The organism is Erythrobacter sp. (assembly GCF_030066995.1).
Lineage (GTDB): Bacteria > Pseudomonadota > Alphaproteobacteria > Sphingomonadales > Sphingomonadaceae > Erythrobacter.
Genome location: NZ_JASJAP010000001.1, coordinates 890,435 through 910,944 on the forward strand (window position 1 = coordinate 890,435; position 20,510 = coordinate 910,944).

General features: G+C 62.7%; 17 protein-coding genes and 1 tRNA gene. 16 read left to right on the top strand and 2 right to left on the bottom strand.

The annotated features are described in order from the left end of the window. The first annotated feature begins 22 nt into the window (after window positions 1–22). Entirely contained in the window at window positions 23–2,323 is a 2,301-nt protein-coding gene (locus QNI87_RS04260; protein ID WP_300594436.1) for a VacB/RNase II family 3'-5' exoribonuclease, read from the top strand. A 9-nt stretch (window positions 2,324–2,332) separates the two neighbouring features. On the opposite strand, the gene QNI87_RS04265 is transcribed toward QNI87_RS04260, so the two are convergent. After that, window positions 2,333–2,785, bottom strand: a complete 453-nt coding sequence (locus QNI87_RS04265) for a universal stress protein (protein WP_300594439.1) — start codon at window positions 2,783–2,785, stop codon at window positions 2,333–2,335. Between the two features lie 159 nt (window positions 2,786–2,944). Here QNI87_RS04265 and QNI87_RS04270 point away from each other — a divergent pair, with 159 nt between their 5' ends. The 10 genes from QNI87_RS04270 to QNI87_RS04315 all read left to right on the top strand — a co-directional run bounded on the left by QNI87_RS04270 (window position 2,945) and on the right by QNI87_RS04315 (window position 14,663). Next, window positions 2,945–4,372, top strand: coding sequence for a 2-oxo acid dehydrogenase subunit E2 (locus tag QNI87_RS04270; RefSeq protein WP_300594442.1), 1,428 nt, complete (start codon window positions 2,945–2,947; stop codon window positions 4,370–4,372). A gap of 8 nt (window positions 4,373–4,380) precedes the next feature. Beyond that, window positions 4,381–4,821, top strand: coding sequence for a hypothetical protein (locus tag QNI87_RS04275; RefSeq protein WP_300594445.1), 441 nt, complete (start codon window positions 4,381–4,383; stop codon window positions 4,819–4,821). A gap of 140 nt (window positions 4,822–4,961) precedes the next feature. Next, window positions 4,962–6,371 (top strand): dihydrolipoyl dehydrogenase, encoded by a 1,410-nt coding sequence (lpdA, locus tag QNI87_RS04280; RefSeq protein WP_300594448.1) that lies wholly within the window; start codon window positions 4,962–4,964, stop codon window positions 6,369–6,371. A 111-nt stretch (window positions 6,372–6,482) separates the two neighbouring features. Beyond that, window positions 6,483–6,830 carry a hypothetical protein gene (locus QNI87_RS04285; protein ID WP_300594451.1) on the top strand — a complete coding sequence of 116 codons (348 nt, stop codon included), beginning with the start codon at window positions 6,483–6,485 and terminating at the stop codon, window positions 6,828–6,830. 2 nt (window positions 6,831–6,832) lie between these two features. Then, complete coding sequence (locus QNI87_RS04290; RefSeq protein WP_300594454.1) at window positions 6,833–7,486, top strand: ATP-binding cassette domain-containing protein; 654 nt, start codon at window positions 6,833–6,835, stop codon at window positions 7,484–7,486. Continuing rightward, window positions 7,483–8,826: an ABC transporter permease gene (locus QNI87_RS04295; RefSeq protein ID WP_300594457.1), complete on the top strand. Its 1,344-nt coding sequence runs from the start codon at window positions 7,483–7,485 to the stop codon at window positions 8,824–8,826. The genes QNI87_RS04290 and QNI87_RS04295 overlap by 4 nt, the downstream gene beginning before the upstream one ends. Before the next feature lie 16 nt (window positions 8,827–8,842). Next, window positions 8,843–9,355, top strand: coding sequence for a DUF3299 domain-containing protein (locus QNI87_RS04300; protein WP_300594460.1), 513 nt, complete (start codon window positions 8,843–8,845; stop codon window positions 9,353–9,355). A gap of 135 nt (window positions 9,356–9,490) precedes the next feature. Further along, window positions 9,491–11,653, top strand: a complete 2,163-nt coding sequence (locus QNI87_RS04305; RefSeq protein ID WP_366146166.1) for a S46 family peptidase — start codon at window positions 9,491–9,493, stop codon at window positions 11,651–11,653. A 53-nt stretch (window positions 11,654–11,706) separates the two neighbouring features. Further along, complete coding sequence (locus QNI87_RS04310; RefSeq protein ID WP_300594466.1) at window positions 11,707–14,178, top strand: M1 family metallopeptidase; 2,472 nt, start codon at window positions 11,707–11,709, stop codon at window positions 14,176–14,178. Next, window positions 14,175–14,663, top strand: coding sequence for a DUF6702 family protein (locus QNI87_RS04315; RefSeq protein WP_300594468.1), 489 nt, complete (start codon window positions 14,175–14,177; stop codon window positions 14,661–14,663). The genes QNI87_RS04310 and QNI87_RS04315 overlap by 4 nt, the downstream gene beginning before the upstream one ends. A 208-nt stretch (window positions 14,664–14,871) precedes the next feature. On the opposite strand, the gene QNI87_RS04320 is transcribed toward QNI87_RS04315, so the two are convergent. Further along, window positions 14,872–14,961 (bottom strand) — tRNA-Ser (locus QNI87_RS04320). Window positions 14,962–15,073: 112 nt separating this feature from the next. Here QNI87_RS04320 and QNI87_RS04325 point away from each other — a divergent pair. The 5 genes from QNI87_RS04325 (at window position 15,074) to metG (ending at window position 20,507) form a co-directional block, all read left to right on the top strand. Beyond that, a complete protein-coding gene (locus tag QNI87_RS04325) occupies window positions 15,074–16,111 on the top strand; it encodes a lytic transglycosylase domain-containing protein (protein ID WP_300594471.1) in 1,038 nt (345 codons plus the stop codon). A gap of 62 nt (window positions 16,112–16,173) precedes the next feature. Further along, window positions 16,174–17,337: a D-alanyl-D-alanine carboxypeptidase family protein gene (locus tag QNI87_RS04330; RefSeq protein ID WP_300594474.1), complete on the top strand. Its 1,164-nt coding sequence runs from the start codon at window positions 16,174–16,176 to the stop codon at window positions 17,335–17,337. Continuing rightward, the gene (tmk, locus tag QNI87_RS04335) at window positions 17,334–17,990 is read left to right on the top strand and encodes a dTMP kinase (protein ID WP_300595306.1); all 657 of its coding nucleotides are present in this window, start codon (window positions 17,334–17,336) and stop codon (window positions 17,988–17,990) included. Before QNI87_RS04330 ends, tmk begins: the two co-directional genes overlap by 4 nt. After that, entirely contained in the window at window positions 17,987–18,946 is a 960-nt protein-coding gene (locus tag QNI87_RS04340; RefSeq protein ID WP_300594477.1) for a DNA polymerase III subunit delta', read from the top strand. The genes tmk and QNI87_RS04340 overlap by 4 nt, the downstream gene beginning before the upstream one ends. Beyond that, the gene (gene metG / locus QNI87_RS04345; protein ID WP_300594480.1) at window positions 18,933–20,507 is read left to right on the top strand and encodes a methionine--tRNA ligase; all 1,575 of its coding nucleotides are present in this window, start codon (window positions 18,933–18,935) and stop codon (window positions 20,505–20,507) included. Before QNI87_RS04340 ends, metG begins: the two co-directional genes overlap by 14 nt. Window positions 20,508–20,510 lie beyond the last annotated feature (3 nt).

Genomic DNA, 20,510 nt, shown 5'->3' on the forward strand with positions numbered 1-20,510 from the left:
AGCGAGTGGCTAGAGCGCGCGCATGCCTCGACAAAAGCTTTCGCAAGGTCTGCCATCGCGCCAACAGGTGCTCGACTTCATCCAGAGTTCCGACACGCCCGCGGGCAAGCGCGAGATCGCGAAGGCGTTTGGCCTGAAAGGGCAGGAAAAGATCGCACTCAAACGTCTGCTCAAGGATATGGCCGAAGAAGGGCTGATCGACGGCAGGAAGACCGCCTATCACCGTATGGGCGGCGTGCCGAAAGTCACCGTCTTGCGGGTGGTGGATGTCGAAGATGGCGAGCCGATTGCGATCCCCGACAACTGGGATCCGGAAGCTCCGAGTAAGCCGCCGCGTCTGACGCTCAAGGAGAGGAAGGAGAGTGGAGGAAAGCGCGCGCCCGCCCTCAAACGCGGCGACCGGGTGCTGGCGCGGACCGAGAAGCGGGCCGAAGAACAGGGCGGCGGATGGATCGCGCATCCAATGAAGAAGCTGCCCGCGCGCACCGAGGGCCTGCTTGGCGTGGTCGAGAAGGATTTTGGCGGCAACGCCTGGCTCGCCCCGGTCGATAAACGCGTGCGTCGCTCTGCGAAGATCAGCGATCTGGGCAGCGCGGAGGAAGGCCAGCTGGTCCTCGCTGAGCGCATCGGACGCTCTGAACGCAGCGGCGTGAAAGTCGTGGAGGTCTATGGTGACCCACTCGCACCGGGCGCGTTCAGCCTGATTGCGATCGCAAAGCACGGCATCCCGACGGTGTTTCCCGAGGAAGTGATTGAAGAAGCCCCGCGCGCGGCCAGGCTGCGCTTGTCTGCGGACCATCGCGAAGATCTACGGGCGTTGCCCATCGTCGCGATCGATCCCGCCGATGCGCGCGACCATGACGATGCGATCTGGGCCGAACCCGACGGGAAGGGCGGCTACCGCGCGGTGGTCGCGATTGCCGATGTGTCGTTTTATGTGCGCCCCGGCTCAGCGCTCGACCGCGAGGCGAGGAAGCGCGGCAATTCGGTGTACTTTCCCGACCGAGTGGTGCCGATGCTGCCGGAGCTTCTCAGCGCCGATGTCTGCTCGCTCAAACAGGATGAGGACCGCGCGGCGATGGCGTGCCATCTGACAATCGATGCGCAAGGCAAAGTCACCAGCCATCGCTTCACGCGCGCGCTCGTGCGCATTCATCACAACATCGCCTACGAAGACGCGCAGGACCGGATTGATGGTGGAGCAGCGCCTGACTTCCTGCAGAACCTTTGGGGCGCCTGGAAGCTGTTGGCCGCGGCGCGTGAGGCGCGCGATCCGCTAGAGCTGGAGTTGCCCGAACGCCGGGTGGTTCTGGGCGACGACGGCCAGATTGCGGAAATCGCTGTGCGCGAGCGGCTCGATGCGCACCGCGTGGTTGAGGATTTCATGATCGCAGCCAACGTCGCTGCGGCCAAGGCGCTGGAAGCCAAGACCGCTCCGGTGGTCTACCGCGTCCACGAACCGCCGAGCCGAGAGAAGCTGATCGCTTTGCGCGATTATCTGGCGACGATGGGCCGAAAGCTGGCGCTGGGCCAGGTGGTCACTCCGAGCCTCTTCAACCGCATGCTGAAAGACGTCACCGACGAGGCGGAAAAGGCGCAAGTGATGGAGGCTGTGCTGCGCACACAGACGCAGGCCTATTATGGCCCGGCCAACGCCGGGCACTTCGGACTGTCGCTCGGCTCCTACGCTCATTTCACCTCGCCCATCCGCCGCTATTCGGACCTGCTCGTGCACCGCGCGCTGGTGGACGCCTACAAGCTAGAGCAGCCCGAGCCACCCGGTTCGCTGCCGCCGACAACGGGCCTTTCCGATCGCGACCGCGACAATCTTCAGCAGATATCCGACGCGATCAGCGGCACCGAACGCCGCGCAATGGAGGCCGAACGCGATACGATCGATCGCTACGTCGCCGCGTGGCTATCGGGCCGCGTGGGGGAGACCTTCGATACCCGCATCACCGGGGTTCAGAGCTTTGGCTTCTTCGCGACCATCGTCGGTCTTGGCGGAGACGGGCTCGTCCCGATCTCCACGCTGGGCCGCGAATACTTCCGTCGCGACGAGGCCGCGCAGGCTCTAATCGGAGAAGATAGCGGCACGCGCTACGCGGCGGGCGATCGGCTCAAACTGCAACTCGCGGAGGCCAACGCTCTGACCGGCGCGCTCAAGTTTGCGCCGGTGGACAGCGATGGCAACGCGGTCGAGACGCGGGGGCATCGGCCTGAAGCCAAGCCGCGTGCGGGCGGGCCACAGCGCGGCAAGTACAAGACGGGCAAGAGGGGCCGACCGGGAAACATCCGCCACCAGGGGCGACGCCGCAAATAGACCGCCGGACTAGGCGCCGTGATCGCTGTCCCGCTCGTCGTAATCATGGGGGATGACATAGAGCGGGCAGGAAAGCGCTCCGGCGTTCGCGGAAAAGTGCAGCACAAGCGGGCCGGGATTGCTGCCCTTGGCCGCGCCCAGAACAAGCGCCGCGACTTCCTCATGCTCGTTGAGAAAGTCCGAGACGATTTTCGTGCCGTTCCCGATCGCCACCGAAATCGTCGGCATCAGCCCGCTCTCGGCGAACAGATTGCCGGCAACGCCGTGCGCGAGCACTTCGGCGCGGTCCCGCGCTTCCTGTTCGATCGTTGCCTGCACGCCGCCGAACGCGCTGAAACTCTGCTGCGGGACAAGCGCAAGGATATGGACGGCGCCATCGACGGCGACTGCGCGCCTTGCTGCGAATCGAAGCGCTGCGCGGGCCTCTTCGCTCTCGTCGGTAATCACCAGAAACGTGCGCATCGTGAACCCCTGTCACCAAAAGGGGGCCGGTGTCAAAATCGCGCGCGAGGGGCAAAGGGGCCGAAGGAGGGGTATCGCTCGTTCGCCCCCTTGCCCGGCGTGCCCGAATTCGCCAAACGGATGGCGCCGCGCATCGCTTGCAAGGGGTCTGAAAACGTCATGTCGATCGAAATTCGAATGCCCGCGCTTTCGCCCACCATGGAGGAGGGCACACTCGCCAAGTGGCTCGTGAAGCCGGGCGACACGGTCAGCTCCGGCGACATCATGGCGGAGATTGAAACCGACAAGGCCACGATGGAGTTCGAAGCCGTCGATGAAGGGACGCTGGCGTCGATCCTGATTGATGAAGGGACCGAGAATGTGGCGGTTGGCACGGTGATAGCCATGCTGGCCGAGGATGGCGAAGATCTCGGCAATGTCGGCGCGCCCGATGGGAAAGCGCAGGACGGGCCAGCGCCGCTGTCGCAAGGCCACTCCGGGTCATCTTCTGAAACCACCAACGCGGCAAGATTGCCCAATGTCACCCCGGTCGCCAGACGTCTGGCCGCGGCCAGTGGTGTTGATCTGACTTCGATCGAAGGGTCTGGTCCGCGCGGCAAGATTATCAAGGCGGATATCACATCGGCGATGGGTTCGCTCGATGCGGCCCCGGCCACGGCCCCGGCCACGAGCGCGAGCGCGAGCGCTCCGCCAACCCGCAATGGTGAGCGAATCATCGCCTCCCCGCTGGCGAAACGGATTGCCGGCGAAAAGGGTATCACGCTTGGCGAGGTGAGCGGCACCGGTCCCGGTGGGCGTATCATCGAGCGCGATGTCGAGAACTTCGTGCCGGCCCCGAAAGTCGAGACGCCCGCTTCGACATCCGCGCCGTCGGCGGGAAGCGTTCCGGAGTTCGGCGCTCCCTACGAGGAGGAGAAGGTCTCCAGTGTGCGCAAGGTCATCGCCCGCCGCCTGACCGAGAGCAAGAACACCGTTCCGCATTACTATCTCACCATGGATATCCGGCTCGATCCGCTGCTGGCGCTGCGCGCTGAGCTGAACGCGGCGCTGGAACCCGATGGCGTGAAACTGTCCGTCAACGACCTCCTGATCAAGGCGCTGGCCAAGGCTTTGATCCGCGTGCCGCATTGCAATGTCAGCTTCCATGGCGAGACAATGCGCCGCTACACCCGCGCGGATATTTCGGTGGCGGTCGCCGCGCCCAGCGGGCTGATTACCCCGGTCATCACCGAAGCGGACACCAAGAGCCTTGCCGTGATTTCGACCGAGATGAAAGCGCTTGCGACCAAGGCACGCGACGGCAAACTGATGCCACACGAATATCAGGGCGGCACCGCCAGCCTCTCGAACCTCGGAATGTACGGGATCAAGCAGTTCGACGCGGTCATCAACCCGCCGCAAGGCATGATCCTGGCGGTCGGGGCGGGGCAGAAGGCGCCCTACGTGATCGATGGCGAACTGGGAGTTGCCACCGTGATGCACGCGAGCGGCAGCTTCGATCACCGCGCGATCGATGGTGCTGATGGCGCGCAGCTGATGGAGGCGGTGAAGCAGAATGTCGAGAACCCGCTGGGGCTGGTGGTGTGAGCGAGGGCGTGAGCAGGTTTGGAAGGTATTCCGGATTTCTCGCCAAACTTGTCGCGATCACGCTCGTCGCCGGAGCCGTTTGGGCACTTGTCTACCTTACAATGATCCGTTTCGGCATCCGCGATTACGATGCTCGCCCGCTAGTCGTGCTCTACTACGCGACGGCTGGCAATTTGCTCGTGGGCTTTCCGGTGGCGCTGTTAACCCTGCAGTTTTCCGGCCGTCACATGGCCCGGTCGCTGACGACCTTCGCCATGATCGTCGCGCTCGCTGCGATCATGGTGGTTCTCGCCAGTTTTGCCATCGGCGGAGCCTTCATCGCCTATTGGATTGGCCTGCCCAGCATAGCGGCAGTCCTGACATATGCCTTGCTCGGCTGGTTCTGGATCGTCACGCCCTTGCGAAGCGCTGTCCTACAAGGGTCTGATATGCAAGACGCTGACATGTGAGACACGGGCTTATGAAAACGGCATACACAGGCTGGACAACACCGCGCGACATGATGCGCAAATCGCAGGAATCGTTTTGTTCTTCAGGACCGTGTTCCATGTGTTCCATCCTGTAGGGTTTGAGAAGAGAGAAACGAGAGATGTCAGTGAGTTACGACGTTGCAGTGCTTGGTTCCGGCCCCGGAGGCTATGTCGCCGCAATTCGCTGCGCGCAGCTTGGTTTGAAAACCGCCATCGTCGAACGCGAAAACCTCGGCGGCATCTGCCTCAACTGGGGCTGTATCCCTACCAAGGCGATGCTCAGATCGGCTGAGATCTACCACTACATGCAGAACGCGCACGATTACGGTCTGGTGGCCAAGGGGATCGAGGCGGATCTAGAGGCCATCGTGAGCCGCAGCCGGGGCGTCGCCAAACAGCTCAATCAGGGCGTCGGGCACCTGATGAAGAAGAACAAGATCACCGTCCATATGGGCGAGGGCTCTCTTACCGGCGCCACGTCGCTGGCAGTGACGAGCGACAAGGGCACCGAAGATCTTGCCGCCAAACACGTGATCCTCGCCACGGGAGCGCGGGCGCGCGATCTGCCGTTCGCCCCGACCGACGGCAAACGAATATGGACCTATCGCCACGCGATGGTGCCACCCGAAAAGCCGACCAAGCTGCTTATCATCGGTTCAGGCGCGATCGGGATCGAGTTTGCCAGCTTCTACAACGACATCGGCGTCGATGTGACGGTCGTGGAAATGCTCGACCGTATCGTTCCGGCTGAAGACGAAGAGATTTCGGCCTTTCTTGAAAAGGCGATGGTCAAGCAGGGAATGACCATTCTTACCGGCACCGGGGTTGAAGACCTAAAGGTCAGCGACAAGGGGGTCACCGCGTCCATTACGGGCAAGGACGGGACGGTCAGCGAGACCGAATTCAGCCATGTCATCAGCGCCATCGGCATTCAGCCCAACACCGAGAACATCGGGCTGGAAGATTACGTTGAGATGGATCGCGGCTTCATCCAGATCGATCCGCTCGGGCGCACCAAGACCCCGGGTCTTTGGGCGATTGGCGACTGCACGCCGGGCCCTTGGCTTGCGCACAAGGCCAGCCACGAAGGCGTCGCCTGCGCGGAAGCCATCGCGCAGGAGCTGGGCGATACAGACGTTCACCCGCACGCCATGGATCGCAGCGCGATACCCGGCTGCACCTATTGCCACCCGCAAGTGGCAAGCGTTGGCTTGACTGAGGCTCAGGCAAAAGAAGCCGGGCACGCGATCAAGGTGGGGCGCTTTCCCTTCATCGGCAACGGCAAGGCCATCGCGCTGGGTGAGGCGGAGGGCCTCATCAAGACGGTATTCGACGCTGGCACCGGCGAATTGCTGGGCGCGCATATGGTGGGCGCGGAAGTGACCGAGCTGATCCAGGGCTACACTATCGGCAAGACCTTGGAGACGACCGAGGCCGAAATCATGCAGACGGTCTTCCCCCATCCCACCCTTTCGGAGATGATGCACGAGAGTGTGCTCGACGCTTATGGCCGCGCTTTGCACTTCTAGGTCCTGGTCGCGCGTGGGAAGACGCGTTTTGGCTTTTCATGGTGAGGGTTTTGCGATGCCGCGCTGGCGTGCTATGACCTCGCGCCAGAACTGAAAGAGTGGCCTACCGTAATGCAGTTTCGTCATCTATTCGTGAGTTTGGTCAGCGCTGCGGCGCTTGGTGTCGGGGCCTCTGCGTCCGCCTGTGATCGGCATGGCCCGGATCAGGCCCACGGTTTCCAACGCTACAATCCCTTTGCTCAGGCCCTTCATAACCTGACCAATCACAATCCACTGCTCGCAGATGAGGCCGCGGAAAGGCGCGTCGCCGAGATCAAACGCCGCCCGCGGGCCGAGCGTGACGAGACGGATCGGGGCCGAGCGGAGCGGTCGGATGCGGCCGAGAAGACCGAGAGGGATTCCACGCGCGGCGAAGTCGAAGAGTTCGAAGAATTTGAAGAGCGAGCCGCGATCAGATAGTTATGGAGCTCAAGGTCGAAGAGGTCGGCCTATCCTACGGCGCTCGACCGGTTCTGCAGAATGTTTCGTTCACGCTTGAACAGCAGGAAAGCGCGCTTCTGCTGGGGCCATCGGGTTCGGGTAAATCGAGCCTTCTCAACATCATCTGCGGCCTGCAAACGCCCGATCGGGGAACGGTAACACTCGGGACCGAACGAGTGGTGAGCGCCGATGGTTCAGCGAACAGCGATGCGGTCCGGCGGCGGTCCATGGGCATCATCTTCCAGACCCTGCGGCTGGTTTCGGCGCTTTCCTTGAAAGCCAATCTGCTGCTCGCTCAGAAGATTCAGAACGGCGCGCACGACCCGAACCTCGTCCAGGAGACGCTCGATAGACTTGGTATCGCGGATCGCGCCAATGCGCGCCCGTTCGAACTGAGCCAGGGGGAGGCGCAAAGGGCGGCGATCGCGCGCGCTCTGGTCGTCAAGCCGACCCTGCTGATTGCGGACGAACCCACATCCGCGCTTGACGCCGCCAACGCCGAGCGCGCCGCACAGCTGCTGCTCGATGTGGCAAGAAACGCGGGCGCGTCTTTGCTTGTGGCGACGCACGACCAGCGTCTCAACGCCTTGTTTGCGCGCACGATGACGCTCGATAACGGAAGGCTCGCTGCGTGATCTCGCTTGCTCTTGCCTATTTGCGCGATCGCCCACTCACCACCGCGTTGAATGTCGCGTTGCTCGCGATTGCGGTCGCCATGCTCATTCTGCTGCTGCAACTCGGCGCGCAGGCGAGCGAGCGGCTGGAGCGCGATGGCCGCGATGTCGATCTGGTCGTGGGGGCGAAAGGCTCGCCGCTTCAACTGATCCTTTCGAGTGTGTTCCACGTCGATCAACCGACCGGCAATGTGCCGTTCGCCGCGCTTGATCTGCTGCGCAGGGACCCTTCGGTCGCGCGCGCGGTGCCGCTTGCTCTGGGCGACAATTTCAGAGGGTATCGTATCGTCGGAACCGATGAGAGTTTCGCCGATCTCTACCAGACCCGAATTGCGCAAGGGCGGGGGTTCGATGCGCCAATGGAGGCAGTTCTGGGCGCCTCGGTCGCGGCACAGACCGGCGCGCGGCTGGGGCAGATGTTCATCGGCAGCCATGGCCTGACCACAGATGAGGACGGCGACCACGGGCATGAAAACGCGCCGTTCACAACGGTCGGGATCCTTGAGCCGACCGGAACGGTGGCCGATCGCCTGATCCTGACGCCCTTCGAAAGCGTCTGGGAGGTTCATGGGATAAAGCATGATCACGACCATGACACTGACGATGATCACGACCATGACCATGGCGATGACCATGAGGGGGACGAGCACGCGCACGAGGGGCACGATCACGCTGAGGAGGAAGAGGCCGCCTCTCCGTTCGTGGGAGCAAGCGGCCAGTCACCGCGGGTTCTCCAGGCTCGCAGCCGTGTGCTCGAACAGGAGCTTACCGCGCTGCTGGTGACCTATCGCAACGCTTCGGGCGCGGTCCGCATACCCTCGCTCATCAATCGGCAGACGCAGATGCAATCCGCAGTACCGGCGGTCGAGACGACGCGTCTGCTGGAGTTGATCGGGGCAAGCTTTGACGGCATCAGACTGTTCGCCTGGCTGCTGACGGCGACGGGCGGCCTCGCGATCTTTGTCGCTCTGCTCAATATGGCGCGCAGCCGCGAGGGAGATCTGGCTTTGCTCAGGGTCATGGGCGCGAGCCGCGTTCAGGTTGTCGCAACGGTCGTTATGGAAGGCGTGATCACAGCGGCGTTGGGAGCCGTTCTGGGATGGATCGCCGCTCATACGCTGATCGCCTTGGCCAAGTCGAACTTTGCAACGCTGGCCGATCTGGGTCTGACCGCCTGGAACATCATGCCGGCGGAGGGCTTCCTGTTGATCGGCGTTGTCGGTATCGGCGCGCTGGCCGCGCTCATACCGGCGTGGCGGGTTTACAAGGTGGACCCCGCCCGGATTATGGCGCGAATTTGATGGGATGAAGGCAATTATGACATCGAACGGAATTCTGGGCGCCGTGGCCGCAATGGGTATGAGCCTGGCCGTCTTGTCGGGGCCACTCTTGGCGCAGGCGCCGGACCCCAAAATGGGGCCGCCTGTCGAGGATATCTGGAAGCCGGCCCCAACGCCCAAAGGCGGAACCTCATGGACTGTGCTTGAGGCCACCCAGGAGGAACAGCGCCTGGACGAAAATGGCTTCATCCGCTCAAAACCCGTTTTCACGAACGATGTCAAAAAGCTGGAGGGCAAGAGGATCAAGGTCGCCGGATGGATGCTTCCTTTGGAAGAATCGCGCACTCAAAAGCGCTTCGTGCTGCTCGGCTATCCTCCCGGATGCCCCTATCACTTTCACGCCGCGCCTAATCAGTACATCGAGGTGTTCGCGAACACGCCCTTTCCCACCGACGAGAAGAACGCCCATGTGGTGAGCGGCGTGCTTGAACTGACCGGGTACGACGAGAGCGGTGTCTTCTATCGCCTGCGTCAGGCAAAACCCTCCTGACGCCTCGAGCGACCAAGAACTTGCTCGATTAACGCTTGACCCCACGCATCGCGTCGTCTTTTTGCCCCTCACGCATTCGTTCGTCTCTCAAGCCAGCGCCAAGCGCTGGCGCAACTACAGGGTTGCAGCATGACCATGACCCGACTGGCCACGATCGGCCTTACGCTCAGCGCGGCTTTGAGCGCCCCTCTGGCTGCCAAAGAGGGCATGTATACGCCCGACCAGCTGAAAGAGATCAGCGATGAACTTCGGGAAACCGGCTTGGAGCTTGATCCGGCAACGCTGGCCGATCTCACCAGCTTTCCGATGGGCGCGGTGGTCTCGCTGGGCGGGTGTTCGGCGAGTTTCGTGTCGCCAGAAGGGCTCGTCGTCACCAATCACCACTGCGCGCGCGGTTCGGTGCAATTCAACTCGACGGCTGAAAACAACTATCTCGAAAACGGCTTTCTCGCCGCGACCAAGACCGATGAGCTTCCCGCCGCGCCCGGCTCGCGCGTATACGTAACCACCGAAGTGACCGACGTGACCGATGCTGTTCGCGAGGGCACCGAGGGTATGGAGCCGCTGGCGCGCTATGAACTTGTCGAGCAGCGCCGCAAGGATATCATCGCGGGATGCGAGGAAGCGGCGGGCTATCGCTGTCAAGTCTCCGGCTTTTTCGGAGGCGCACAGTACAAACTGATCAAGCGCCTCGAAGTGCGCGACGTGCGGCTTGTTTACGCGCCCGCGGATTCGATTGGCAAATATGGTGGCGACATCGACAACTGGCAGTGGCCGCGCCACACTGGCGATTTCGCCTTTTACCGCGCCTATGTCGCGCCCGACGGCTCGGCGGCGGACTTCGGCGAAGCGAATGTTCCCTACAAGCCGGAGCATCACCTCAAAGTGAGCGCGGCGGGCGTTGAAGACGGCGACTTTGTCATGGTCGCAGGCTATCCGGGCGCCACGAGCCGCTACACGCTCCTTGCGGAGGTCGAGAACACGTTCGACTGGAATTACCCGACCTTCCAGAAGCTTATCGAAGAATGGATCGCCACGATCGAAGAGGCCGCGCCCGAAGGCTCGGAAGCGCGGGTCAAGTATGAAAGTCTGCTCGCCGGGCTCAATAATTTTGAGAAGAACCTGCGCGGCCAGATGGAAGGCGCGCAGCGGGTTGGACTTGTCGACCGACGCCGCGCCCGCGAAGCCGCTTTGGCTGAGTGGATCGCGACCGATCCCTCCCGCACCGAATACGGCGCCGCCATTGCCTCGTTGGCCGAGCTTTCCGAGGAGAGCGCCAAGGCCGCGCGCACCAATTTCTGGTACGGGAACGCCACGAGGGCGCAACTGTTCGGCGTGGCGCGGCGGCTATATCGTCTCTCCAAGGAGCGCCAGAAGCCCAACGCCGAGCGCGAAAGCGGCTATCAGGAACGCGACATGACATTCTTCAGGCAAAGCATGGAGGCAATCGACCGGCGCTACGATGCGGGCGTCGACAAGGCGACCTGGATTCTGTTCTTGACCGGCTACCTAGCGCAGCCCGTTGAAGAACGCGTTGCAGAGCTTGACGAGGCCATGGGCTTCACTGCCGAGACTACGGCGGACGATCTGCCCGAGCTGTTGGACGCGTTCTACGCGGGAACAACGCTGGGCGATCTCGACACGCGCCTGGCGCTGATGGAAGCCTCGCCGGAAGACTTCGAGGCAAGCGAGGATCCGTTCATCAAGCTTGCGGTCGCGATGTACGATTACGGCTTCGAACTTGAAACGCAGAGCAAGACCCGCGCGGGCCGCAGCCTTGCGCTGCGCCCGGACTATATGGAAGCGATCACCGCGTGGCAGGCGGAGCAGGGCGTTCTCGCCTATCCCGACGCCAACAGCACCTTGCGCGTCACCTTTGGCAACGTTCTGGGCGGTTCGCCGCAGGACGGGCTCATCTACGCGCCGTTCACCACGCTCGAAGGAATCACCGCCAAGGACACCGGCGAAGACCCATTCAACGCGCCCAAGCGTCAACTCGAATTGATCGAGGCGGGCGAATACGGCGAATACAAGCTGGACGCGATCGGCTCTGTGCCGGTCAACTTCCTGTCCGATCTTGATGTAACCGGCGGGAATAGCGGCTCGGCCACGCTCAACTCTAGGGGTGAGCTTGTCGGACTGCTGTTCGACGGGACCTATGAGAGCATCAATTCGGACTGGGATTTCGACCCGCGCACCACCCGCTCGATCCACGTGGATTCGCGCTACATGCTGTGGGTCATGGAAAAAGTGGACGGGGCGCAGGCCCTGATCGATGAAATGGACGTTGTTGACTGATCATCCGCACACGCGCGCCCATCAACTCACGCACCGAAACGAAGGAATATCCGTTGAGACTGATTGCGATTTTGCTCGCCTTTTTCGTTGCTCTTCCGGCTCACGCCCAGGGCATTCAACAGACCAAGGGCGACTATGAAGACAAGTTCCGCCAGCTCGACGAAGTGCTTCCCGATCCCAACGTCTATCGCAACGCAAGCGGCGCGCCGGGCTTTCGCTATTGGCAGCAACAGGCGGATTACAGGATCACGGCCGATCTGGATGAGAACAATCGCCGCCTGACGGCGAAGGCCACGATCACCTACAAGAACAACTCGCCCGATACGCTGCCGTGGATCTGGATGCAGCTCGACCAGAACATCTTCAAGAAAGATTCGATGGCCGAGCTGACCAACACCTTTGGCGGTCCGGGTCGGCGCGGCCCCGCCGTCAGCGCCGGTGGTGGCGGCGCTCCAGCGCGCCTCAGCATGGAAGAGCTGCGCCGCCAGCAGGCGATGGAAGACAACAGCTATGGCTATGACATAACGCGGGTGAGCCTGACGAACGGGCGCGAGCTCTCGCATACGATTGTCGGCACGCTGATGCGGATTGACCTGGCCACCCCGCTACGCCCCGGTCAGAGCGTGAGCTTCAACATCGACTGGGCGTTCAACATCGTCGAGGAAAACGTGATCGTCGCGCGCTCGGGCTATGAGCATTTCCCGGACGATCCGCGCGAAGGCGGCAACGATATCTTCCTGTTTGCCCAGTGGTTCCCGCGCCTTGTGGCCTATTCGGACTACGAAGGCTGGCACAACAAGGAATTCCTCGGTCGCGGCGAGTTCACGCTCGAATTCGGCGATTACGATGTGACGATGCGGGTGCCCAACGATCATATCGTTTCCTCGACCGGCGTCCTCACCAATCCCAGCGCGGTTCTGACGCCCACCCAGCGCCAGCGCCTTGCTCAGGCGCGCAACGCCGACGCGCCCGTGTTTATCGTGACACCGGAAGAGGCCGAGGCAAACGAGAGCAGCAACCCGACCGGAGTGAAGACCTGGCGCTACACCGCGAAGAACGTGCGCGATTTCGCCTGGGCGACGAGCCGCAAGTTCGCCTGGGATGCGCAGGGTCACAAACAGCCGGGCGCGGCCAACGAGACCGTGATGGCGATGTCGTTCTATCCCAAGGAAGGCGGCGAGCTGTGGCAGAAATACTCAACCGCTGCGGTTGTGCATACAATGAAGGTCTATTCGCGCTTCAGCTTCGACTACCCCTATCCCACGGCGCAATCGGTCAACGGACCGGTCGGGGGCATGGAATACCCGATGATTACCTTCAACGGGCCGCGCACCAATCTGAACGAAGACGGCTCACGCACCTATTCGGAAAGCGAGAAGGTCTTCCTCGTGGGCGTCGTGATCCACGAGATCGGCCACATCTACTTCCCGATGACGGTGAACTCGGACGAGCGGCAGTGGACGTGGATGGACGAGGGCATCAATTCGTTCCTCGACAGCGTCGCGGGCTACGAATGGGATCCGGACATGCCGTGGACCCGCAGCCTTCCGCGCGACCTTATCCCGTACATGACCTCGACCAATCAGGTTCCGATCATGACGCATTCGGACAGCGTGCTGAACCTGGGGCCGAACGCCTATGGCAAGCCCTCGGCGGCGTATCACATGCTGCGCGACACGATCATCGGGCGCGAGCGGTTCGACTTTGCGCTGCGCGAATACGCGCGCCGCTGGAAGTTCAAGCGCCCGACGCCGGCGGATTTCTTCCGCACGATCGAAGAGGCCTCAGGCACCGATCTCGACTGGTTCTGGCGCGGTTGGTTCTACACCACCGATCACGTCGATATCTCGCTCGACACCATCCACCGCCTGCGCCTCGACACGGAGAACCCCGATATCGATCTGACGCGTCGCCGCGACGAGCTTGCGGGCGAGCCGGAGAAGGTGGGCGTGCGCTTGAACCGTGAACAAGGCCTGCCGATCTGGGTCCTCGAGAACCCCGGCGTCACCGATTTCTACGACGAAAACGATCAGTTCACCGTCACGCCCAGGGACGTAAAGAGCTATGAGAGCTTTCTAGAGGGTCTCGAAGACTGGGAGCGCAAGGTTTTCGACCGCGCGATCGACGAGGACAAGAACTACTATGTCCTGAATTTCTCCAACAAGGGCGGTCTCGTCATGCCGATCATTCTTGGCCTGACCTTTGCCGACGGCACGAGCGAGCGGATGATGATCCCGGCGGAGATCTGGCGGCGCAATTCGCGCAATGTCAGCAAGCTTCTGGTGTTTCCCAAAGACAAGGAGTTGGCCTCGGTCGAGGTCGATCCCGATTGGGAAACCGCCGACGCGGACATCTCGAATAACCATTATCCGCGCAAGATCATCGACAGCCGTGTCGAAGCCTTCAAGCGCCCCGCTCCGACGTCGCGGACTGGCCGCGACCTGATGGCCGAAGTGCTTGTCCCTGATTTGGAAGATGCCGAGGCAGACACCGACGACGAGGCCGCGACCGAGGGTAGCGAGTGATCCGAGCCCTGGCCTTGATGCTTGCGCTGCTGCTGGCGGTCCCGGCAGCGGCGCATGAGCAGAAGGTGACGATCACAACGGTTGCGCACAATCCGCGAACCGGGCTGGTTGAAGTGGTGCACCGCATCCCGCTGCACGATGCCGAACACGCTCTCAAGACGCAGGGCGACACTTCGCCCGATATCGTCAACGATATTGCCAGTCGCCGCGCCTTTGCGCGGTACGTGGCGGAGCGGTTTGCGATTGTCAGGGACGGCAAGCCAATTGCCCTCACACTGTTGGGAACCGAGATCGAGAGCGGGCGTCTCCTGGTCTTGCAAGAGGGGCCTTCGCCTGGTCGGGGGGCTGAAATATCCGTGCTCTCGAAAGTCTTGACCGATGTCTGGGCGCGTCAGGAGAACCGGGTCAACCTCGGCACCGGCACGAGCGTCGACACCCTGATATTCGTCGCAGGCGACCGCGCCAAGACGGCTGTCCTTCCCTGAGCCGGGATCAGCTGCGGTTCAAGAAAGACGGCCTATCGCTTTCGAGAAGTCTGGAGCTACCAGTCATTGTACGGCGAGCGACACGTTTGGCGGACAGGGTGGGATTGGGCTACGCCCGTCTACGCCGCATGCGCGGCTTCGACTCCGAACCATGGGGTCTCAGCCTCACCGCAATCCACCAATCGCACCCGCCCTCGGCGAGTGCGTTTGGCGGACAGGGTGGGATTCGAACCCACGAAGGGCTTGCACCCTTGCCGGTTTTCAAGACCGGTGCATTCAACCGCTCTGCCACCTGTCCGCGCGCGCGATTTCGTCAGCGCGGCCAGTAGCCGGACCGATCGCCGCGCTCAAGCCCCGTGTGATCAAACCGCCTCTTGGCCCGCGCCTAGAAATGTGAGAACCCGCCGATTATGCTTCGTTTTATCCCGTTTCGCCTCGCGGCCCTTGCTCTCCTCAGCCTCACCGCAACCGGCCCCGCTCACGCCCAGGTCGAGGCCCGCGACGGCATCGCCTTCGACGCTTATATCGAGCTGCTCAAGGCCCGCGCGCGAGCCGAAGGGGTGCAAGAGAGCACCTTGGAGCGTATGAGTGCGGGTCTGACGCCGAACGCGCGCGTCATTCGCCTCGATCAGGGGCAGCCGGGCAAGCCGACAAAGCGCGGCTACCCCGACCTTGCGCCTTACATTGCAACCCATGTGAACTCGACGCGGGTTTCCGGAGGCCGATCGGTATACCGTGCGAACCGCACCCGTCTGGCGCGTATCGAACAGGAAACGGGCGTACCGGCCTCGATCATCGTTGCAATCTTTGGGCATGAGACAAGCTATGGCCGGATCAAGGGCGGCTTCGATCTATCGCGCTCGCTTGCAACCCTAGCCTGGGAAGGGCGTCGGCGTGAGCTGTTTGCAGGCGAGTGGGTGGCTTTGATGAAGGTCGCCGAACGCGGCTTCTCGCGCGGTGAGCTTGTCGGCAGCTACGCGGGCGCGTTTGGCAACCCCCAATTCCTGCCCTCGGTCTATCTGCGCCTCGCAACGGATGGGGATGGCGATGGCCGCGCGAACATCTTCACCAACCGCGCGGACACCTTCGCATCCATCGCCGCCTACTTCAAAGACGCGGGCTGGCGCAGCGGACAGCCCTGGGGTGTGCGCGCGAATGTGCCAGCGGACTTCGATGTGGACGCTCATAAGACCAAGCTCTCGGCTCGCGTGTGTCCGCGCGTTCACGAACGCCACAGTCAGTGGAAGACCGTGCGCGAATGGCGCGCGCTGGGCGTAGAGCCACGCCGGACGCTGGCGGATGACACGCTGGTCTCGCTGTTTCAGCCCGATGGCCCCGGCAAGCCCGCCTGGCTCTTGACCGGCAATTACCGCGTGATCCTCGAATACAATTGTTCCAATTATTATGCGATGAGCGTTGGCCTCCTCGCCGATGAAATCGTGAACTAAGCGGTGGACGCGCCTCGCTAACCGCGCCCTGGGGCCCTATATTCCCAAGCATGAGATCACCCGTGTCCATACGATTGCGAGCGCTCGCGGCGATCGTTGCTGGGGCAGTTCTGGCCGCTCCGCTGAGTGCGAAAGCGCCGGATGCCTCGCCCTTCTCTGTAAATCCCGACATCCCTGTCGCGCTCCTTGTCGACGCGGACACGGGCCAGGTTCTGTTCGAGCGCGGAGCTTCGCGGCGTTTCGTCCCGGCATCGGTTACCAAGGTCATGACGCTCTACACCGCGTTCGAAATGATCGAAGACGGTGAGCTCGACCTCAAACAGTCGCTGACGGTGAGTCCGGAAGCCTGGAGGCAGTGGCGCGGCAAGGGGTCGACCATGTTCCTCAATGCAGGCGACCGTGTCGGGCTGCCTGATCTGCTGACGGGTATTGCGACCGTCTCCGCCAACGATGCCTCCTTTGTTCTGGCGCAAGGAGCGTCGGGCTCTGTCGAGAACTGGACCGCGCAAATGAACGCCAAAGCGCGCGCGATCGGCATGACCCAAAGCCATTTTGCAACGCCCAATGGCTGGCCCGACGAAGGCCGCACCTTCACCAGCGCGGGCGACCTCGCAACGCTCGCCCGCGCGCTCTATCGTGAGCATCCCCGATCCGTGGCGCGGTTCATAGGGCGCGCGCAGTTTCGCTATGGCGGTATCACACAAAGCAACCGCGATCCGATGCTGGGAGAGGTGGACGGGGCCGACGGGCTCAAGACAGGGTACACCAATCAAGCGGGATACACCTATCTGGGCAGCGCAAAACGGGGCGAGCAACGTCTGATCGTCGTTATCGCTGGCAGCCCGCGCAGCGCGGATCGCGCCAAGGCGGCGCGCGATCTGATCGAATGGGGCTTTGCGGACTTCGAACGCAGGGAGATATTCGCCGACGGCGCGGTTGTCGGCGCAGCGCGGGTCCAGAACGGCTCGCATCGCCGCGTGGATCTTGTGACCGATCGCCCGGTTGCAATCAACCTCCCGCAAGGGGCGGGGGAGAGCCTTGCCATGACCATCCGATACGACGGACCGCTGCGCGCGCCGTTTCCGGCCGGGGCAGCGATTGCGACGCTTGAGATCACCGCGCCCGGTATTGCCCCCGCGCGCGTGCCTCTGTTTGCTGGACACTCGGTGGAAAAGGCGAACTGGCTCGATCGGATCGTCAACGCGGTGGCCAGGTGGCTGGGATGAGCGGGGCAGCGCGCCGCGGTGTCTTCATCGCCTTTGAGGGAGGAGAGGGCGCGGGCAAGTCGACGCAGGCGCGACTTCTCGCCGAAGCTTTGCGCGCGCGGGGGTATGAGGTGGACGTGACGCGCGAGCCGGGTGGCACGCCGGGCGCTGAAGCCATCCGCGCGCTGCTGCTCGATCCGCCAGAGGGGACGAGCTGGGGGCCGCAGGCCGAAGCGTTGCTGTTCGCAGCGGCCCGCGCCGATCATGTCGCGCAGCGCATTCGGCCTGCTCTCGAGCGAGGCGCGTGGGTCCTGTGCGACCGGTTTGTGGATTCAAGCCGCGCCTATCAGGGCGGAGCCGGAGGGCTGGGCGACGAAGCGATCTGTCGGCTTCACGCATTCGGCAGCGACGGTATTCGCCCTGACCTTACGCTTCTGATCGTGACAGACAGTGAGGTCGCTCGCACGCGTCTGCTCGACCGCGACGGTGATACGAGCGATGCTATTGGAGGGCGAAGCGCCGCGTATCACGACCAAGTGGCGGCTGCATTCCAGGCTCTGGCCAAAGCCGATCCGGACGGGTTCGCTGTCATCGACGGGGAGGGCTCTGCACTAGAGGTGCAGGCGCGGATCGCCGCCGCTGTCGATCGGCGATTTGGCAGCGACCTGTCATGAGCCGGTGGCCCAACCACGATGGCCCCTGGCGCGAATGGCGCAGCGCACTGAGTGGCTCACGCATGCACCACGGCTGGATCCTAGCGGGCAAGGCTGGGCTCGGGAAACGCGAGTTCGCGCACGCGGCGGCGCGCGAACTGGTCGCGGAACCCGGCGCGGCGCAACCGGGCGAACACCCCGATATTCTTCACGTCACTTTCGGACCGAAGGACGACAAGGAAGAGCGCAAGCGCGAAAACGGGAAGCCCTATGAACTTTCAAGAGTGATCCGGGTGCGCGAAATCCGCGCAATGCAGCGGCGGCTGACGACACGGCCGACCTTGGGGCGCCGGCGCGCGATCGTCATCGACCCGGCTGACGACATGAACACCGAAGCGGCCAACGCGCTCTTGAAGAGCCTTGAAGAACCGCCCGAAGGCACGTTTTTCTTGCTGGTGACCCATCGCCCCTCACGGCTGTTGCCCACTATTCGTTCGCGTTGCCGAGTGCTCCGCTTCCGATCGCTGAGCGAAGACGAACTTGCCGCCATGCTGGCCGAGGAAGGGTTTGCGCCCGACCCCGCCGCCTTGCACGCAGCGGGCGGCTCGTACGGCGCGGCGGTGCGCTTTGTTGAAGAGGATCTCGCGCCGATCGCGCGCATGATCGACGGATTGCTCACAGTTGGCGATCCCGGCTTTGTCGCACGGTCCGAGCTGTCTCGGCTTATCGGCGCTAGAGCCGACCGTGCTCGCGTCCAGGCCGTGTTCGACCTGGCTCAGGGCATGACCGCAGAACGCGCCCGGCGAGCCGAAACCAAACGCTTGCGCGCGGCGCTGATCGATGCACACCAGCGGCTCGCCAAGCTGGCCGCGCAGGCGCCGACGCACAATTACGATCCCGGCCTTCTCACGCTCGAAATCGGCACCTTGCTTGTCTCAGCGCACGCAGCTAGCGAGCCAGCCCATGGCTCACACTGACACCTCGCCCTATTACATCACGACGGCCATCAGCTATCCCAACGGCCGCCCGCATATCGGGCACGCCTATGAGGCGATTGCGGCGGACGTGATCGCGCGCTTCCAGCGCCTTCGCGGGCGGACGGTACGCTTTCAGACGGGCACCGATGAGCATGGGCTCAAAATGGCTCGCAAGGCCGAAGAACAGGGCCGCACCGCGCGCGACCTGGCGGACGAGATGTCGGGCTATTTCCAGGAAATGTGCGACGCTTTGAACGTCGGTTACGACCGCTTCATCCGCACGGTCGAGGCAGACCACCATCGCGCCAGCCAAGCGATTTGGCGGCGCATGGAGGCCGCTGGCGATCTGTATCTCGACCGCTATGAAGGCTGGTACTCGGTGCGGGACGAGGCCTATTACGACGAAAGCGAGCTTGTCGAAGGGGAGGGCGGCGCAAAGCTCTCGCCCCAGAACACTCCGGTCGAATGGACGGTTGAAGAAAGCTGGTTCTTCCGACTTTCGAAGTACGAAGAGCCGCTGCTCGAGCTGCTGAAATCACCGGGCTTTCTTGAGCCGGCCAGTCGCCGCAACGAGATGATTGCCTTTGTCGAGCAGGGTTTGCGCGATCTTTCGGTCAGCCGCACCAGCTTTGACTGGGGCGTGAAGGTGCCCAACTCGGACAACCATGTCATGTATGTCTGGGTCGACGCGCTGACGAACTATCTGACCGGGCTCGGCTTTCCCGATGACACCGCAATGATGCGCGATTTCTGGCCGGCCGACCTGCATCTGATCGGCAAGGATATCGTGCGGTTTCACACGATTTACTGGCCCGCTTTCCTGATGAGCGCGGATCTGCCGCTGCCAAAGAAGGTGTTCGGCCACGGTTTTCTGCTCGCGCGCGGTGGCGAGAAGATGAGCAAGAGCCTTGGAAATGTCGTCGACCCGCTTGAACTGGCCAACACTTTCGGGATCGATGCCTTGCGCTACTTTCTCCTGCGCGAAGTCGCGTTTGGACAGGACGGTAGTTATTCGCCCGAGGCAATCGTAACGCGCGCCAACGCGGAGCTGGCCAACAGCTTTGGCAATCTGGCGCAGCGCACCTTGTCCATGATCTTCAAGAACATGGACGGCACGCTTGAAGCCTTCGAGACGAGCGACGTGGACGATGCGCTTTTGGGCGAAGTCGCCGATGCCTGCCGAAACGTCCTGCCGGATGAATTCGAGAAACTCGCCTTCTCCAACGGAATCGAAGCGTGGATGCGCGCCGTTTATGCGTGCAACCAGTATGTCGACGAACAGGCCCCATGGACGCTCAAGAAGACGGATCCCGAGCGGATGAAGGTGGTCCTGCAAACGCTCTTCGTGGCCTTGCGCGACCTTGCCGTCGCGATCCAGCCCGTGGTCCCGGAAAAGGCCGCCGCTCTGCTCGATCAGATGGGCGTGCCTCAAGGGCAGCGATCTTACGCCGATCTGGCCGATACCCAATGGTTTCAGCGCCTCGTTGAGGCCGGCTTTGCACTTCAAAAGCCCCAGGGCATCTTTCCGCGACTGGAACTGCCGGACGAGGCTGAGGTTTAAGGA

Bases quoted from the DNA above. Each gene is read 5' to 3' on its own strand.
- QNI87_RS04285 (WP_300594451.1), top strand. From the start codon at position 6,483: ATGCAGTTTCGTCATCTATTCGTGAGTTTGGTCAGCGCTGCGGCGCTT.
- QNI87_RS04260 (WP_300594436.1), top strand. From the start codon at position 23: ATGCCTCGACAAAAGCTTTCGCAAGGTCTGCCATCGCGCCAACAGGTG.
- lpdA (WP_300594448.1), top strand. From the start codon at position 4,962: ATGTCAGTGAGTTACGACGTTGCAGTGCTTGGTTCCGGCCCCGGAGGC.
- QNI87_RS04325 (WP_300594471.1), top strand. From the start codon at position 15,074: ATGCTTCGTTTTATCCCGTTTCGCCTCGCGGCCCTTGCTCTCCTCAGC.
- tmk (WP_300595306.1), top strand. From the start codon at position 17,334: ATGAGCGGGGCAGCGCGCCGCGGTGTCTTCATCGCCTTTGAGGGAGGA.
- QNI87_RS04340 (WP_300594477.1), top strand. From the start codon at position 17,987: ATGAGCCGGTGGCCCAACCACGATGGCCCCTGGCGCGAATGGCGCAGC.
- QNI87_RS04270 (WP_300594442.1), top strand. From the start codon at position 2,945: ATGTCGATCGAAATTCGAATGCCCGCGCTTTCGCCCACCATGGAGGAG.
- QNI87_RS04300 (WP_300594460.1), top strand. From the start codon at position 8,843: ATGACATCGAACGGAATTCTGGGCGCCGTGGCCGCAATGGGTATGAGC.
- metG (WP_300594480.1), top strand. From the start codon at position 18,933: ATGGCTCACACTGACACCTCGCCCTATTACATCACGACGGCCATCAGC.
- QNI87_RS04305 (WP_366146166.1), top strand. From the start codon at position 9,491: ATGACCCGACTGGCCACGATCGGCCTTACGCTCAGCGCGGCTTTGAGC.
- QNI87_RS04265 (WP_300594439.1), bottom strand. From the start codon at position 2,785: ATGCGCACGTTTCTGGTGATTACCGACGAGAGCGAAGAGGCCCGCGCA.
- QNI87_RS04290 (WP_300594454.1), top strand. From the start codon at position 6,833: ATGGAGCTCAAGGTCGAAGAGGTCGGCCTATCCTACGGCGCTCGACCG.